The following is a 14,758-nucleotide window of genomic DNA, read 5'->3' as shown; positions in this document are numbered from 1 at the left end:
GAAACTAGGGTTCAGCTGAAATGCGTCAGCACGCCGGCGATGGTAGCCGTCATGAAGGTGGCGATGGTACCGCCCAGCACCGCGCGCAGGCCGAACTTGGCCAGATCGTGGCGACGTTCCGGTGCCAACCCGCCGATGCCGCCAATCTGGATCGCGATCGAACTGAAATTGGCGAAGCCACACAGCGCGTAGGTGGCGATCAGGCGACCTTCGTCGGACAGGCTCATGCCCGGCACCTGGCCATTCACGATCTTCGACAGTTCGGTGTAGGCGACGAACTCGTTGATCACGACTTTCTGGCCGATCAGCGAACCGACGGTGGTGGCGTCGGCCCAGGGGGTGCCGATCACCCAGGCGATCGGGGCCAGCACGTAACCGAAGATGGTCGACAGGTCGGTCGGCTTGCCGATCGCAGCCGCCAGGCCGGTCACTTCACCGATCCAGGTCAGCGGCGCATTGAGCAGGGCGATCAGGGCGATGAAGGCCAGCAGCATCGCACCGATGTTCAGGGCCAGCTTCAGGCCGTCACCGGCGCCGGCGGCGGCCGCGTCGATGATGTTGCTGGAGGTCTTCTCCACTTCCATCTTGACCGTGCCGCGGGTCAGCGGGGTGCCGGTTTCCGGAATCAGCAGCTTGGCCACGACCAGGGTGGCCGGGGCCGCCATGATGCTGGCCGCCAGCAGGTGCTTGGCGTAGAACGCCTGCTGCACCGGATCGCCACCGCCCAGCATGCCCACATACGCGGCAAGCACGCCGCCGGCGATATGGGCCATGCCGCCGATCATCATCGTCAGCAGTTCGGACTGGGTCATCTTGGAGATGTACGGACGCACCGTCAGCGGCGCCTCGGTCTGGCCGATGAACACGCTGGCACAGACGCTGGTGGTTTCCGCACCGGACACGCGCATCACCTTGGTGATCGACCAGGCCATCACCCGCACGATCGCCTGCATGACGTTGAGGTGGTACATGACCCCCATCAGCGCCGAGAAGAAGATGATCGTCGGCAGCACCTGGAAGGCGAAGATGAAACCGTAGTTCTTGACGTCCATCAACGAGCCGAAGATGAACTTCGAACCTTCGTTGACGAAGCTCAGCACTTTCACGAAGCCCTGGCCCAGCGCATCGAACACGTCGCGCCCGCCCGGTACCAGGATCACCAGGGCCGCAAAGGCGATCTGCAGGGTGATGCCGGTGGCGACCAGCTTCCAGTCCACCGCGCGCTTGTTGTTGGAAAACAGCCAGGTGATGCCGATCAGCACCGCCAAACCGAACAGGCCGAAGCCGATCCTGCCCAAACCTTCGACCATCTGAGTGACTCCCCTGGGGCGTCGCGAAAAACGGGAAGCCTAGTGCAGGGCAGGGGCCGGAGCAAGGAAAAGCCGTCTGCGCGCGGCCATCGGCTCCGATCAGGCCAGCAACAGCAAGGGGTTGCGCCTGCCGGGACAGGTAGAATGATGGCTTGATCCTGGCCCGTATGCGGGCCCGCAGCAGGAGAATCGCATGCTCTACCGTCGCCTTGGCTCCACCGGCCTGCCGATGTCCGCCCTGTCCTTCGGCGCCTGGGTGACCTTCGGCGACCAGGTGCCGCGCGACGAGGCGCGCAACCTGGTGGCGGCGGCCTGGGACCATGGCATCAACTTCTTCGACAACGCCGAGGGCTATGCCAACGGCCGCGCCGAGCAGGTGATGGGCGATGTGATGGCCGACCTGCGCCTGCCGCGCGATGGCTTCTGTGTGTCCAGCAAGGTGTTCTTCGGCAGTGCCAAGGACCCCCGGCCCACCCAGCGCGGCCTGTCGCGCAAGCATGTGACCGACGCCTGCCATGCTGCGCTCAAGCGCCTGCGGGTGGACTACCTGGACCTTTATTACTGTCATCGTCCGGATCCGGACGCGCCGATCGCTGAGACGGTGCATGCCATGGACACCCTGGTCCGGCAGGGCAAGGTGCTGTACTGGGGCACGTCGGAATGGTCGGCCAACCAGATCCAGGAGGCGGTGGACATCGCCGCGCGCCACAACCTGCAGGCGCCGTCGATGGAGCAGCCGCAGTACAACCTGCTGCACCGTCAGCGGGTGGAAGTGGAGTACGCGCCGCTGTATGCCACCGCCGGACTGGGCACCACGATCTTCTCGCCGCTGGCCTCGGGCCTGCTGAGCGGCAAGTACGACGATGGCGTCCCGGCCGATGCGCGCCTGGGCCGCGAAGGCATGGGCTGGCTGCAGGACCTGGTGCTGGGCGACAACGCCGATGAGCGTTTGGCCCGGGTGCGCCGCTTCAGTGCGGTGGCCCGCGAGCTGGGTCACGCCCCGGCCAGCCTGGCCATCGCCTGGTGCCTGCGCAATCCCAACGTCTCCAGCGTGATCCTCGGCGCCAGCCGGGTCAGCCAGCTGCTGCAGAACCTGCAGGCGCTGGACGTGCTGGCGCAGGTGGACGACGCCGGCTGGGCGCAGGTGGAAGCCGTATTCGCCTGAGGAACGGGGACAGGTGGCAGGGCCGAACCCACGCTCGGTCGGCCCTCCCGCGCCCAGTCGGGCCCATTCCAATAGATGGTAGCTATCGAATTTGAGATTTCGATCATTAATTCCATCAATGAAGTTGAGAATGGTTGTTGATTGTCAACTGAGAATCATTATCATTTAACTCGTCCCTCGCACGAGTCCAGATGCTCATGAATGCTCAACCTGTACTGCTGCGCCCCGAAACGCTGACCCTCCGCGACCGCCCGGTGCGTGTCGTGCCGCCGGAAGAGGTCATCGACAGCGAAGCCCTGCTCAAGGGCCGTCGTGAAATCCTGATCCAGCACGGTGACCGTTTCTACCGTCTGCGTCATACCAGCAACGACAAGCTGATCCTGACCAAGTAACGCGGTCTGGTCGCCCGCCTCCCTCCCTCCTGTCGGCAGCGCCGGCAGGGTGGGCGACCCGTCCGCTCCTGCTCTCTCCCCCTCGGTCTACCGTTCATGCCTGTCTGGCGTGGCGGTGGCCGGGGGTTCCCCTGCCTGACCGAACGATGCCGATGACCCGCCCGACTGCCCTTTCCATTGCCCTGTGGATGGCTCTGCCGCTGTCCGCCCACGCTGCTGCCGATGCCGCGCCCGACGCGCGCGAATTCGATCGCGTGCAGGTCACCGCCACCCGTACCGAACGTGCGGTCAGCGATGTCGCCGCCACCGTCGATGTGATCGACCGCGAGCAGATGGACCGGCAGCTGGTGCAGGACATCAAGGATCTGGTCCGCTACGAGCCGGGCCTGTCGGTCAGCCGCAGTGCCACCCGTTTCGGCCTCGGCAGCATCCGCATCCGCGGCCTGGATGGCAATCGCGTACGCATCCAGACCGATGGCATCGCCATGCCGACCAGCTTCAACATCGGTTCGTTCTCCAACGCCAACCGCAACTTCACCGACCTGGATACGCTCAAGCGCGTGGAGATCGTGCGCGGGCCGGCGAGTTCGCTGTACGGCTCGGACGCACTTGGCGGCGTGGTTGCCTTCGTCACCAAGGATCCGGCTGATTACCTCAAGGATGGCAAGGACAGCTACGTCGGCCTGAAATTCGGCTACGACGGCGAGTGGAAGGGCCTGCTCGGCGGCGTCACCAGCGCCTTCGGTGGCGAACACTGGAGCGGCATGGTCAACATCAACCACCGCCAGGGCCAGGAAACCGACAACAAGGGCGATGTGCGCAGCAACGACAACACGCGCACCGCGGCCAACCCGCAGGACCGCGATGGTCGCAGCGGCCTGGCCAAGCTGGTCTATGCGCCCAGCGAAGACCAGCGTTTCCGCCTGACCGTGGAAGGCAACGAAGACAACACCGATACCGACGTGCTGTCCTCGATCGACCGCACCACCACCACCGGCATGAAGGCGCGCGACAAGCAGAACCGCACCCGCGTGTCCTTCGCCCACGAGATGGATGCGCTGGACAAGGGCTTCGCCGACAGCCTGCACTGGCAGGTCTACACGCAGGACAGCGAAACCACGCAGCGCACCGATGAGGCGCGCGCCAACGGCAGTCGCCGCCATCGCCAGTTCAGTTTCGACCAGCGCGTCTATGGCCTGCAGGCGGTGTTCAACAAGGCCTTCAGCACCGGCAGCGTCGAACACGCGCTGACCTATGGCTTCGATGGCGCCCGCACCGAGATCCGCCAGAAGCGCGATGGCTACCAGGTCAGCAATCGTGGCGTGGTCAGCACGACGATCCTGCCCGACGCGTTCCCCGTGCGCGATTTCCCGATCAGCAAGACCACCGAGCTGGGCCTGTACGCGCAGGATGAAATGCGCCTGGCCGATGGCAGGCTGTCGTTGGTGCCGGGCGTGCGCGTGGACCGCTACGAACTGAAGCCGGACGTGGACAGCATCTTCGCCGAGGACAACCCCGGCGTCGCCGTGTCGGAGCTGAAGAAGACCAGCGTGTCGCCGAAGTTCGGCCTGGTCTATCGCTTCACCGACGAGTGGTCGCTGTTTGCCGGTTACTCGCGTGGTTTCCGCTCGCCGCCGTACAACGACGTCAACCTCGGCTTCACCAATTTCGCTTTCGGCTACACCGCCATTCCCAATCCGGACCTGAAGCCGGAAACCAGCGACGGCGTTGAGCTGGGCCTGCGCTTCCTGTCGCCGGCGGCGTACGTGAGCGTGAGCGGCTACTACAACGACTACAAGGACTTCATCGAGTCGCAGACGCTGGTGGGTACCAACCCGCAGGGCCTGATGGTGTTCCAGTCGCGCAACATCGCCGACGCACGCATCTACGGCGCCGAACTGAAGGCCGGCGTCGACTTCGGCCAGATCCGTCCCGCACTGCAGGGCTGGGCGCTGCGCAGTGCGGTGGCGTGGTCGCGCGGCGACAACAAGACCGAAGACACGCCGTTGGATTCGGTCGATCCGCTGCGGGGCACCGTCGGCCTGATGTACGACACCGATACCTGGGGAGTTGAACTGGCAGGCACCTTCGTCAAGCGCAAGGACCGGCTGGCCAGCACCACCACCTATCGCCCGGCGGGCTATGGCGTGGCCGACCTGATGGCGCACTGGAACTTCGCCCCGGGCGCCACCTTCAACGTCGGTGTCTTCAACCTGGGTGACAAGCGTTACATCGACTGGTCCAACGTCGGCTCGACCCTGTCGGCCACAAGTACCGTTCTGGACCGCTATACCAGCCCCGGCCGCACCCTGTCGGCCAGCCTTGCCGTGTCCTGGTGATCCCATGAGCCGAGCCCTGTCCGCGCGTCGCCTGCCGTCCTCCCTGTCGCGTTCGTCGCTGCGGGCCTGGCCTGCGCCGGCACAGCTGGCAGCGCTCGGCACCGTGTTGTGCCTGTATCACGCCGATGGCAACGAGCTGGGCGGTTGGCGCCAGGCGGTATCGGTGCATGCCTGCCAGGGCGTGGACAGCGAGGGCCTGCGCGAAAGCCTGTGCTTCCTCGATGCACGTGGCCGTTGCGTGTGGCGCCTGTACCTGTTGCCGGACAGCGATTTCCTGGCGTGGGACCGGCTGGTGGCGACGCTGCCGCCGGGGCCTTCGCACGATAGTGATGGCAGCGTCGGTGAACGCCTGTGGCGGCGCCTGGCCGGGCATCTGGGCGGACAACGCTGGCGTCTGTGCACGCTGCGCCTGCACGCCGCCGACGAGGGCCGGACCCTGGCCGCCAGCCTGTCCACGCTGTCGTCGCTCGGTGCCGCCACCGCGCGCCGCATCGCACGCATGGAAGGCGCCGAAGGCGAACTGGCGATCGACGACTGCTGCTGCGCCGACGCCGCACGCCGCCCTGCCGCGCGCGCTCCCGGCGACCTGCCGCTGGTACGGCTGTGACCTGATTGCGATGGATTGCCTGCCGGCCAGGATGGCCTTTCCACGAAACCTGCAACCCCGAAGGAAGACCCGATGAAGTTCCAGACAGCCAGCGTGATGGTGCTGCTCGCCGCCAGTGGCGCCGCCAGCGCGCAGCCCTCCGACATCGCCCGCGACCATGACAGCATCCTCGCCATGCAGGGTGAGTACACGGTGGATTTCGCCTTCGATGAGACCGTGCTGCTGAAGCCGGGCTACGAGCGCGCGCCGGCCATGCGCAGCGGTGGCAACGAAGTGGTGATCGTGGTCGAGGACACGCCGAAGCGCATCGTGCTGCAGCACCTGCTGCTGGACGAGAAGAGCGGCCACGTGACCAAGCACTGGCGGCAGGACTGGGTGTATGAAGCGCCGAACCGCTTCGAGTTCAGCGCCGACCAGACCTGGCAGGTGCGCACGATCGCGGCTGCAACCAACCAGGGCGCCTGGACCCAGTGCGTGTACGAAGTCAGCGATGCGCCGCGCTACTGCGGCACCGGCACGTGGACCTACCTCAACAACGTGCCGACCTGGACCAGCGATATCAGCTGGCGGCCGCTGCCACGCCGCGAGTACACCAAGCGCAGCGATTACAACGCGCTGGCCGTGGTCAACCGCCACACCCTGACCTCGAACGGCTGGACCCACGAGCAGTTCAACACCAAGGTGCAGCGCAACGCGGATGGCAGCCAGGTGGAAATCGCCCGCGAATTCGGCTTCAACGACTACATCAGGACCACCGAGGTCGACTTCACCCCGGCGCGCGATTACTGGAAGGCCACCGCCGGCTACTGGAGCAAGGTGCGCCAGCGCTGGGACGGCTACCTGACCCAGGCCCCGGGCGTGCACCTGAAGACCAAGCTCGACGGCATGGCGATGATCATCCCGTTGTTCACCCAGGCCGAGGACGTGCAGGCCGGCAAGAAGGTGAAGGACGCGCAGATCGACGAAGTCTTTGCCAAGTACGTGGAAAAGGCCCCGAAGGAAGGTTGATCGGCGCGCTGCGGTGCCGGATGCGCACTGCACGGCATCCACGCATGGCGTGGATCTACCGGACGTGCGCTGCTCTGGTGGGTGCCGAGCTTGCTCGGCACGCTCTCCGGCGGCGATTGCACCCGGCATCCACGCATGGCGTGGATCTACTGGCTTGCGCGGCATGGATCTACCGGGATCATCGGCAATGCATCCACGCGTGGCGTGGATCTACTGGGACCATCGGCACTGCATCCACGCATGGCGTGGATCTACTGGGACCATCGGCACTGCATCCACGCGTGGCGTGGATCTACCTGCTTGCATGGCGTGGATCTACTCGGCTCGCTGGTAGATCCACGCCATGCGTGGATGCCTTTGCCACAGAACAGCGTCAGGCCTCGCGCAGCGCCAATGCCGGTGGCGTGTGCAGGATCCGCCGGGTCCCCAGCCAGCCGGCCAGCAGGCTCAGCGCGATGCCGAGCAGGCCACCCAGCAGCAGGCCCGGCCACGGCGGCAGCAGCGGCAGTTCGAACACCTTCTGCGACACCGCTACGCCGATCACCGCTGCCGCGCCCACCGCCAGCAGCGCCGCCAGCGCGCCCAGCGCACCGAATTCCACCAGCACCGCGCCACGCAGCTGGCGCCGCGTCGCACCCAGCGTGCGCAGCACCGCGCTGTCATAGCGTCGCTCGCCCGCCGTTGCCTGCAGCGCCGCCAGCAGCACCAGCACGCCGGCCAGCAGGCTGAACACCATCACCAGCTGCACCGCCTGCGCCACCCGTTCCATCACATCGCGTACCTGCGAGATCACCGCATCCACGTCCAGCAGCGAGAGGTTGGGCTGCGCACGCACCAGGGAACCCAGTCCCGCCGATCGGCCAGCCGGGAGATGGAACGCCGACAACAGGTTATGCGGCGTATCGCCCACCGCGTTCGGGTTCAGCAGCACGAAGAAGTTCGGGCGGAAGGTATTCCAGTCGGCCTTGCGCACGCTGGTGACGCTGAACTCGCGCTGCTGCTCGCCCACCGCAATGGTGATGCGGTCACCGGGATACACGCCGTAGCGCTTGGCCCAGCCGATCTCCACGGATGCCTCCGCGGCGGTGCTGTCCGGCTTCCAGAACGTGCCGTTGACCAGCGTATTGGCCGGCGGGAACGTGCTGCGCCAACTGAAGTTCAGCGGCCGGTTCTCGTCATCGTCGTCGCGCTGTCCTTCACCCTGCGGCTGATTGTCGTCGGCCGGCGTGCGATCCACTCGCAGCGGCGGCTTGCCGTTGATCGCGATCAGGCGGCCGGTGGCCATCGGTTCGATGCTCGCATCGTGCGCACCCAGGCCCTGCAGTGCAGCCAGCACGCTGTCGCGCTGCTCGGGCTGGATGTTGATCAGGAAATAATTGGGCGTGTCCGCAGGCAGGCGCTCGCGCCACTGCTGCAGCAGGCCGGGGCCGATCACCGCCAGCAACAGCAGGGCGCACAGCGACAGTGACAGCCCCACCAGCTGCATCACCGCCAGCATCCGCCGTCGCGTCAGCGCTGCCAGGCCCAACCGCCAGTTGCCGTGCAGGCGGTGCTGCAGGCCACGCAGCAGCTGCAGCAGCAGGAACCCGACCACGCCCGCGGCCACCGCCAGCCCGGCCAGGCCACCCAGCACCCACAGCGCCAGTTTCAGATCGCCGGTGACCTGCACCGCCAGTACCAGGCTGGCCGCCAGCGCAGCCACATAGGCCAGCAGCGAGGCCGGCGGCAAGGCAGCGAACGAACGGTTGAGCACGCGCATCGGCGGCACGCCACGCAGGCGCAGCAGCGGTGGCAGTCCGAAGCCGAACAGCAGCAACAGGCCGATTCCCGCGCCGGTCAGCGCAGGCATGGCTTCGGGCAGCGGCAGGCGTTGCGGCACCAGGCTGCCCAGTACCTGCACCAGTCCTTCCTGTGCCGCCATGCCCAGGCCGATGCCGATCGCACACGCCGGCACCGCCAGCATCAGCAGCTGCAGGGCCAGGCCGGCCAGGATGTCGCGCTGGCGTGCACCCAGGCAGCGCAGGATCGCCACCTGGTCGATGCGACGCAGCGCGAACCGGTTGGCCGCCAGTGCGGTGGCAACGCCGGCCAGCAGCACCGCCAGCAGCGCGCTCAGGCCGAGGAAACGACCGGCTAGGTCGAAGGCCTGGCGCACACCGCGCTGGGTATCGTTCACGCTGAGCAGGCGCATGCCTTTTACCTGCGGCAGCAGCCATTGCCGGAATGACGCGATGTCGGCGGCAGGGCCGGCGAACATCACCCGGTAGTTGATGCGGCTGCCGGGGCCGAGCAGGCCGGTGCCTTCCACATCGGCGCGGTTGACCAGCAGGGTCGGCGACAGCGTCAGCAGGTCGCCACCGGCATCCGGTTCCGATTCGATGATGCCGGCGATGCGCAGCGTGCCCGCACCGAATTCCAGATCGTCGCCGGCCTTCAGGCCCAGTGCCTGCAGCAGGCGTGGGTCGGCATAGGCCTGGCCCTTGGCCGGCATTCCGGCATCGGCGATCAGCGCGCCGCCGGGCGTGGCACGCACGCGCAGCGCGCCGCGCAGGGGGTAGCCCGCTTCCACGGCCTTGATGCTGGCCATCTGGCTGGCATCGCCCTGGAACAGCACGCTGCCGAAGCTGGCCAGCCGCGTATGCGCCAGGCCGCGTCGCTGCGCCTCCTCAACGAACGCGGCGGGCGGGTCATCGCGGCCGGCAACACCGAGGTCGCCGCCGAGCATTTCCGCCGCGCTGCCGGTCAATGCCAGGTTGACCCGGTTCACCAGCGTGCCCACCGCCGTCATCACCGCCACGCCCAATACCAGGGCGGCGAACACGGTCAGCAGGTCACCTGCCAGGGCCTCGCGGCGCAGCGCGCGCCACGCATGCCGCAGCAGGTTCATGCGTCCACTCCATGTTCCACCGGCTGCAGGCGGCCGTTGTCGATGCGATGGATGTGCTGGCAGCGCTGTGCCAGGCGCAGGTCGTGGGTGACCAGCACCAGCGTGGTACCGCTGCCGGCATTGAGTTCGAACAGCAGATCGCTGATGTGCTGGCCGGTGGCCTGGTCCAGTGAACCGGTGGGTTCGTCGGCGAACAGGATGCGTGGGCGGCTGACGAATGCCCGGGCAAGGGCGACACGCTGCTGCTCACCGCCGGACAACTGCCGCGGGTAGTGGCGGGCCCGATGCGAGAGTCCGACCGCAGCCAGCACCTCGTCCACCCGCGTGCGGTCCTCGCGCCCGGCCAGTTCCAGCGGCAGCGCGATGTTCTCGGCCGCCGTCAGCGCCGGCAGCAGATGGAAGCTCTGGAAGACGAAGCCGACGTCGCGCGCGCGCAGTTGTGCACGCGCTTCTTCGTCCAGTGCCGTCAGATCCTGGCCCGCCAGCGCGATGCGGCCACGGCTGGGCAGGTCCAGCCCGGCCAGCAGGCCGAGCAGGGTGGTCTTGCCGGAACCGGAGGCGCCGACGATGGCTACGCTGGTGCCTTCATGGACGGTCAGGGTGATGTTGTCCAGTATGTGGACTTCACCCTCCGGGCCATGCACGGATTTGCCGACCTGGTCGACGGCGATGGCGACGGGCGCGCTGCGGGGGGACAGGCTGTCGATGAGGAGACTCCAATGCACAAGACGGAATGGAGCCGGCAAGCCGGCGCAATGATGATGCTGCTGCTAGGGTTGCTGCTGTTGCCGGCACTGGCGTGTGCCAAAGGTCCGGGCGGCGGTACCGTGCTGGTGCTCGGTGACAGCCTCAGTGCCGCCCACAATATCCCGGCCGATGCCGGCTGGGTCAGCCTGCTGCAGCAGCGGGTCAGGCAGCAGTCGAAAACCCCGCCGCGCATCGTCAACGCCAGCATGAGCGGGGAAACCACCGCTGGCGCGCTGACCCGCCTGCCGGGCCTTCTTGGCCGGGAGAAGCCCACGGTGGTGGTGATCGCCCTTGGTGGCAACGATGCGCTGCGCGGGCTGACCCCGGCGCAGGTGCAGGGCAACCTGGAGAAGATGGTGCAGGCCAGCCAGAAGGCCGGTGCCAAGGTGCTGCTGCTGGGCATCGATGTGCCGCCCAATTATGGGCCAGGCTACCGCCAGCGCCTGGCTGCGGCGTACCGGGCACTTGCCACGCAGTACAAGGTGCCGTTGCTGCCGTTCCTGCTGGAAGGCGTGGCCCTGCAGCCCGGCTTGATGCAGGCCGACGGCCTGCATCCCACCGCCCAAGCGCAGCCGAAGGTGCTGGACAACGTCTGGCCGCTGCTGAAACCGCTGCTGTGAGCACGCCATCTTCTTTTCATTGACGCAACTTCACATCGCGTGCACCGTCGATCGGGCATGTTTCACAAAGCTGAAGAAAGAGGGATTCTCATGCGTCAGACGAAGGAGACTTCCGGCTTGGTGCTGGTGGTCGAAGACAACCGCAATATCTCCGAGATGATCGGTGAATACCTGGAAGGCCGTGGCTTCGAGGTCGACTATGCGCAGGATGGCCTGGACGGCTACCGTCTGGCTGCCGAGAACAGCTACGACGTCGTCGTGCTGGACCTGATGCTGCCGCGGCTGGATGGCATCGAAGTGTGCCGCCGGCTGCGCAACGATGCGCGCAAGTCGACCCCGGTGCTGATGCTGACCGCGCGCGACACGCTGGATGACAAGCTCACCGGGCTTGGCTTTGGTGCCGACGATTACCTGACCAAGCCGTTCGCGATCCAGGAACTGGAGGCCCGCCTGCGCGCGCTGATCCGCCGCGAACGTCGCCAGGTGGGTTCGGAAGTGCTCAAGGTCGCCGACCTGGTGCTCGATCCGGTCAGCATGCGTGCCACCCGTGCCGGCACCGAGCTGCAGCTGTCGCCGATCGGCCTGCGCCTGCTGACCATCCTGATGCGTGAATCGCCGCGTGTGGTCACCCGCCAGGAAATCGAGCGCGAGATCTGGGGCAACGGCCTGCCTGATTCGGACACGTTGCGCAGCCATCTGTACAACCTGCGCAAGATCATCGACAAGCCGTTCGATCGGCCGCTGCTGCACACCGTGCAGAGCGCGGGCTATCGCATCGCCGATATCGCCCAGCCGATGGCCTGATCGACGTCGTGCCGGTGTTGCAGCAGAACCGGCACGGCCGTGGTCGGCAGGGAAGGGGTGAACGTTCCGGATACCGGATCGTCATCGTCCATGCACGATCACGGCACAGCGCGCTGCCTATAATCGCAGCGCTCTGACCGGGACACCGCAATGCCGCACGGCCTGCCGCGCAAGATCCGTATCGCTTTCATCCTGCAAGCCGTGCTGGCCAGCCTGGGTATCCTGCTGGGTGCGTGGCTGGTTTCGCTGGTGATCAAGCACAGCCTGGTGGGCGCTGCCCTGCGCGAAGAAGCGGCGTACTACTGGACACTGCACGAGGCCTCGCCCGTGCAGCCGCCGCCCAATACCCAGAACATCCGTGGCTACCTGCTGGAACGCGGGCAGTCCAGCCTGTCACTGCCGGCCAACCTGCGCACGTTGGAACCGGGTTTCCACGAACTGCCCGACGACGATCAGCTGGTGCTGGTCGACGCCCGCGAAGAGGGGCGCCTGTACCTGGTGTTCCTGCGCTCGCGCGCGGAGATGCTGGCGTTCTGGTTCGGCATCGTGCCGGTGCTGCTGACCCTGCTGGCGGTATATGGCGCCTCCTGGATCACCTACCGTGCCTCCAAACGCCTGGTATCGCCGGTGAACTGGCTGGCGCGCCGTGTCTCGCGCTGGGATCCGGGCCATCCGGAAGCGGCCGACCTGGAGCCGAACAAGCTGCCGGCGGACATGCAGGGCGAGACCCGGCAGCTGGCGGCGGCGCTGCATTCGCTGGCCAACCGGGTCACCGCGCACGTGGCGCGCGAGCGCAACTTCACCCGTGACGCCAGCCATGAACTGCGCACGCCGCTGACCGTCATCCGCGTGGCCAGCGACATGGCGCTGGGCGATGAAAGCCTGGAGCCGCGCCTGCGCCGCAGCCTGCAGCGCATCCAGCGTGCCGGGCGGGACATGGAAGCGGTGATCGATGCCTTCCTGATCCTGGCCCGTGAGGCCGACGTCGAGCCGCAGGTGGAACTGTTCGACGTCAACGACATCGTCCGTTACGAAGTGGACAACGCCAACGAGCTGCTGGTGGGACGGCCGCTGGCGGTGCACCTGCACAGTGACGCGGCCGTGCAGCTGCACGCACCGCCGCGGGTGCTGCAGGTGGTGGTCAGCAACCTGGTGCGCAACGCCTGCAGCTACACCGATGAAGGCCGCATCGACGTGCACGTGCACAACGACCGGGTGGTGGTGAGCGATACCGGCATCGGCATGTCCGCTGACGCGCTGTCGCGTGCGTTCGAGCCGTTCTATCGTGCCGATCCCAGCCGACCGCAGGGCACCGGCCTGGGGCTGTCGATCGTGCGCCGCCTGTGTGACCGCTTCGGCTGGAAGGTCAGCCTGGCCAGCGAGCTGGGCAAGGGCACCGAGGCGACGGTGATTTTCCGGTAACGCGCAGCCGGTGGTGGCACGCGCTTGGTAGATGCCGACCTTGGTCGGCGCTTTCACTGGGATGCAGGTGGACGCATTCACGCCAACCAAGGTTGGCACCTACCGGAGCAGGTGCGCTGACTCAATCGCACTTCACCTTCGGCGCCAGCGCCTTGGTCCAGATCGCATAGCCGGCCGGGGTCATGTGCAGCATGTCCTCGCGGAACAACGACGCATCGGGTTGGCCGTCGGCCCCGAGCATCGGTGTGTAGATGTCGGTGTAGCCGGTGTTGGGCAGCTTCGCCAACGCAGCCTTGATCTTCGCGTTGGCGTCGTTGATCGCCGGCAGCAGGTGCGCCCGCGATGGGCTGGGCTTGATGGAGACGTATTCCACCTTCGTCTTCGGCAGGTCGCGATGCACGCGCTGCACGAAGGCCACCACGTCATCGCGTACCTGGGTCGCGCTGCGGCCGCTGTTGAGGTCATTGTCGCCGGCGTAGAAGAACACCTTGCACGGCGCGTACGGCACGATGGCCTGGCCGGCGTACCAGGTGCTGTCGCGTACTTCCGAACCTCCGAAGCCGCGGTTGAACACCGGTTGCCCCGGGAAATCCCTGGCCAGGCTGTCCCACATGCGGAAGGACGAACTGCCGATGAACTCGATGCCACCACGCGGCGGCGGGTTGGTCCGGTCGGCGCTGGCGAAGGCGGCGATGTCGGCCTCCCAGGCCACGTTGGAGACCTGCGCAGGGATCTGCGGCGGCGCCGGCGGGCTCAGGGCCTGGGCCAGCGGCGCGGCCAGCAGGCCGAGCAGGATCAGGCAGGTGCGGGGACGGGTCATCAGGCACTCCGGCAGGGCAGGGGGTATCCATCATAGAAGCTGGGCTGGCCCCGCGCTTGGCCGCGCTGGGCCGTTCGCGGGGTCGTTCGCAGGGCCTCGCGGCGGGGCGTGCGGGGTGCCATTGCCGCCCTTGTGGCAAAATGGGGGCTGTCTGCCTATCCCTGTGCACCCATGATTTCCTGCCGTGCGTCTGAGCGGTCGCTGCGCCGCGCCCCTGTTGCTGGATCCATCACCCGTGGCTGATCAGTTCGGCCACATGCCCCGCGGCCCGCGCCGCATCTTCCAGGCCGCCCGCTGGTCCTGGCAGGGCCTGCGTGCTGCCTGGCTGCACGAGTCCTCGTTCCGGCTGGAGGTCTACCTGCTGGTGCTGCTGACCCCGCTGGCGATCTGGCTGGGCCAGACCCCGGTGGAGCGCGCGCTGATGATCGGCTCGATGCTGCTGGTGCTGGCGATGGAGCTGGCCAATTCGGCCATCGAGGCGGTGATCGAGCGCTATGGCGCGGAAATCCACGAACTGGCCGGCCGCGCCAAGGACATGGGCTCGGCGGCGGTGTTCGTGCTGATGATGAACGTGCTGCTGTGCTGGGCCCTGGTGCTGGTGCCGCGATTGTTCCCGGCCAGCGTCGGCTGATCCTTC

At 66.9% G+C, this 14,758-nt stretch carries 13 protein-coding genes; 9 read left to right on the top strand and 4 right to left on the bottom strand.

Features of this window, described 5'->3' with window-relative positions; genetic code table 11:
• Positions 1-11: 11 nt before the first annotated feature.
• A complete protein-coding gene (locus M2299_RS15415) occupies positions 12-1,310 on the bottom strand; it encodes a nucleoside transporter C-terminal domain-containing protein (RefSeq protein ID WP_099782882.1) in 1,299 nt (432 codons plus the stop codon).
• 193 nt (positions 1,311-1,503) lie between these two features.
• Between M2299_RS15415 and M2299_RS15410 the strand changes: the two genes are divergently transcribed.
• The 5 genes from M2299_RS15410 to M2299_RS15390 all read left to right on the top strand — a co-directional run bounded on the left by M2299_RS15410 (position 1,504) and on the right by M2299_RS15390 (position 6,821).
• Positions 1,504-2,475, top strand: coding sequence for an aldo/keto reductase (locus tag M2299_RS15410; protein WP_025877856.1), 972 nt, complete (start codon positions 1,504-1,506; stop codon positions 2,473-2,475).
• A gap of 197 nt (positions 2,476-2,672) precedes the next feature.
• Entirely contained in the window at positions 2,673-2,867 is a 195-nt protein-coding gene (locus tag M2299_RS15405) for a hemin uptake protein HemP (protein WP_005412278.1), read from the top strand.
• Between the two features lie 152 nt (positions 2,868-3,019).
• Entirely contained in the window at positions 3,020-5,206 is a 2,187-nt protein-coding gene (locus M2299_RS15400) for a TonB-dependent hemoglobin/transferrin/lactoferrin family receptor (protein WP_280884613.1), read from the top strand.
• 4 nt (positions 5,207-5,210) lie between these two features.
• The gene (locus M2299_RS15395; protein ID WP_099782885.1) at positions 5,211-5,813 is read left to right on the top strand and encodes a Hemin transport protein; all 603 of its coding nucleotides are present in this window, start codon (positions 5,211-5,213) and stop codon (positions 5,811-5,813) included.
• Positions 5,814-5,885: 72 nt separating this feature from the next.
• Entirely contained in the window at positions 5,886-6,821 is a 936-nt protein-coding gene (locus tag M2299_RS15390) for a DUF6607 family protein (RefSeq protein ID WP_280884612.1), read from the top strand.
• 373 nt (positions 6,822-7,194) lie between these two features.
• On the opposite strand, the gene M2299_RS15385 is transcribed toward M2299_RS15390, so the two are convergent.
• Together M2299_RS15385 and M2299_RS15380 are read right to left on the bottom strand one after the other, a co-directional pair.
• Positions 7,195-9,708 carry an FtsX-like permease family protein gene (locus M2299_RS15385; protein ID WP_280884611.1) on the bottom strand — a complete coding sequence of 838 codons (2,514 nt, stop codon included), beginning with the start codon at positions 9,706-9,708 and terminating at the stop codon, positions 7,195-7,197.
• The gene (locus M2299_RS15380; protein WP_345782465.1) at positions 9,705-10,352 is read right to left on the bottom strand and encodes an ATP-binding cassette domain-containing protein; all 648 of its coding nucleotides are present in this window, start codon (positions 10,350-10,352) and stop codon (positions 9,705-9,707) included. Before M2299_RS15380 ends, M2299_RS15385 begins: the two co-directional genes overlap by 4 nt.
• Before the next feature lie 75 nt (positions 10,353-10,427).
• On the opposite strand from M2299_RS15380, the gene M2299_RS15375 reads away from it, so the two are divergent.
• The 3 genes from M2299_RS15375 (at position 10,428) to M2299_RS15365 (ending at position 13,301) form a co-directional block, all read left to right on the top strand.
• On the top strand, positions 10,428-11,075 hold the full coding sequence (locus tag M2299_RS15375) for an arylesterase (protein ID WP_059066041.1): 648 nt from the start codon (positions 10,428-10,430) through the stop codon (positions 11,073-11,075).
• Between the two features lie 90 nt (positions 11,076-11,165).
• A complete protein-coding gene (locus M2299_RS15370) occupies positions 11,166-11,879 on the top strand; it encodes a response regulator transcription factor (RefSeq protein WP_002811889.1) in 714 nt (237 codons plus the stop codon).
• Between the two features lie 150 nt (positions 11,880-12,029).
• A complete protein-coding gene (locus tag M2299_RS15365; protein ID WP_032974932.1) occupies positions 12,030-13,301 on the top strand; it encodes a HAMP domain-containing sensor histidine kinase in 1,272 nt (423 codons plus the stop codon).
• A 121-nt stretch (positions 13,302-13,422) separates the two neighbouring features.
• Here M2299_RS15365 and M2299_RS15360 read toward each other — a convergent pair whose 3' ends face one another.
• A complete protein-coding gene (locus tag M2299_RS15360) occupies positions 13,423-14,121 on the bottom strand; it encodes an SGNH/GDSL hydrolase family protein (RefSeq protein ID WP_099841930.1) in 699 nt (232 codons plus the stop codon).
• Between the two features lie 235 nt (positions 14,122-14,356).
• Between M2299_RS15360 and M2299_RS15355 the strand changes: the two genes are divergently transcribed.
• Complete coding sequence (locus tag M2299_RS15355; RefSeq protein WP_025877898.1) at positions 14,357-14,752, top strand: diacylglycerol kinase; 396 nt, start codon at positions 14,357-14,359, stop codon at positions 14,750-14,752.
• The last annotated feature ends 6 nt before the right edge of the window (positions 14,753-14,758 follow it).

Source organism: Stenotrophomonas sp. 1278 (assembly GCF_029892765.1).
Classification (GTDB): Bacteria; Pseudomonadota; Gammaproteobacteria; order Xanthomonadales; family Xanthomonadaceae; genus Stenotrophomonas; species Stenotrophomonas indicatrix.
This window is presented reverse-complemented; position numbering and strand designations above follow the sequence as displayed.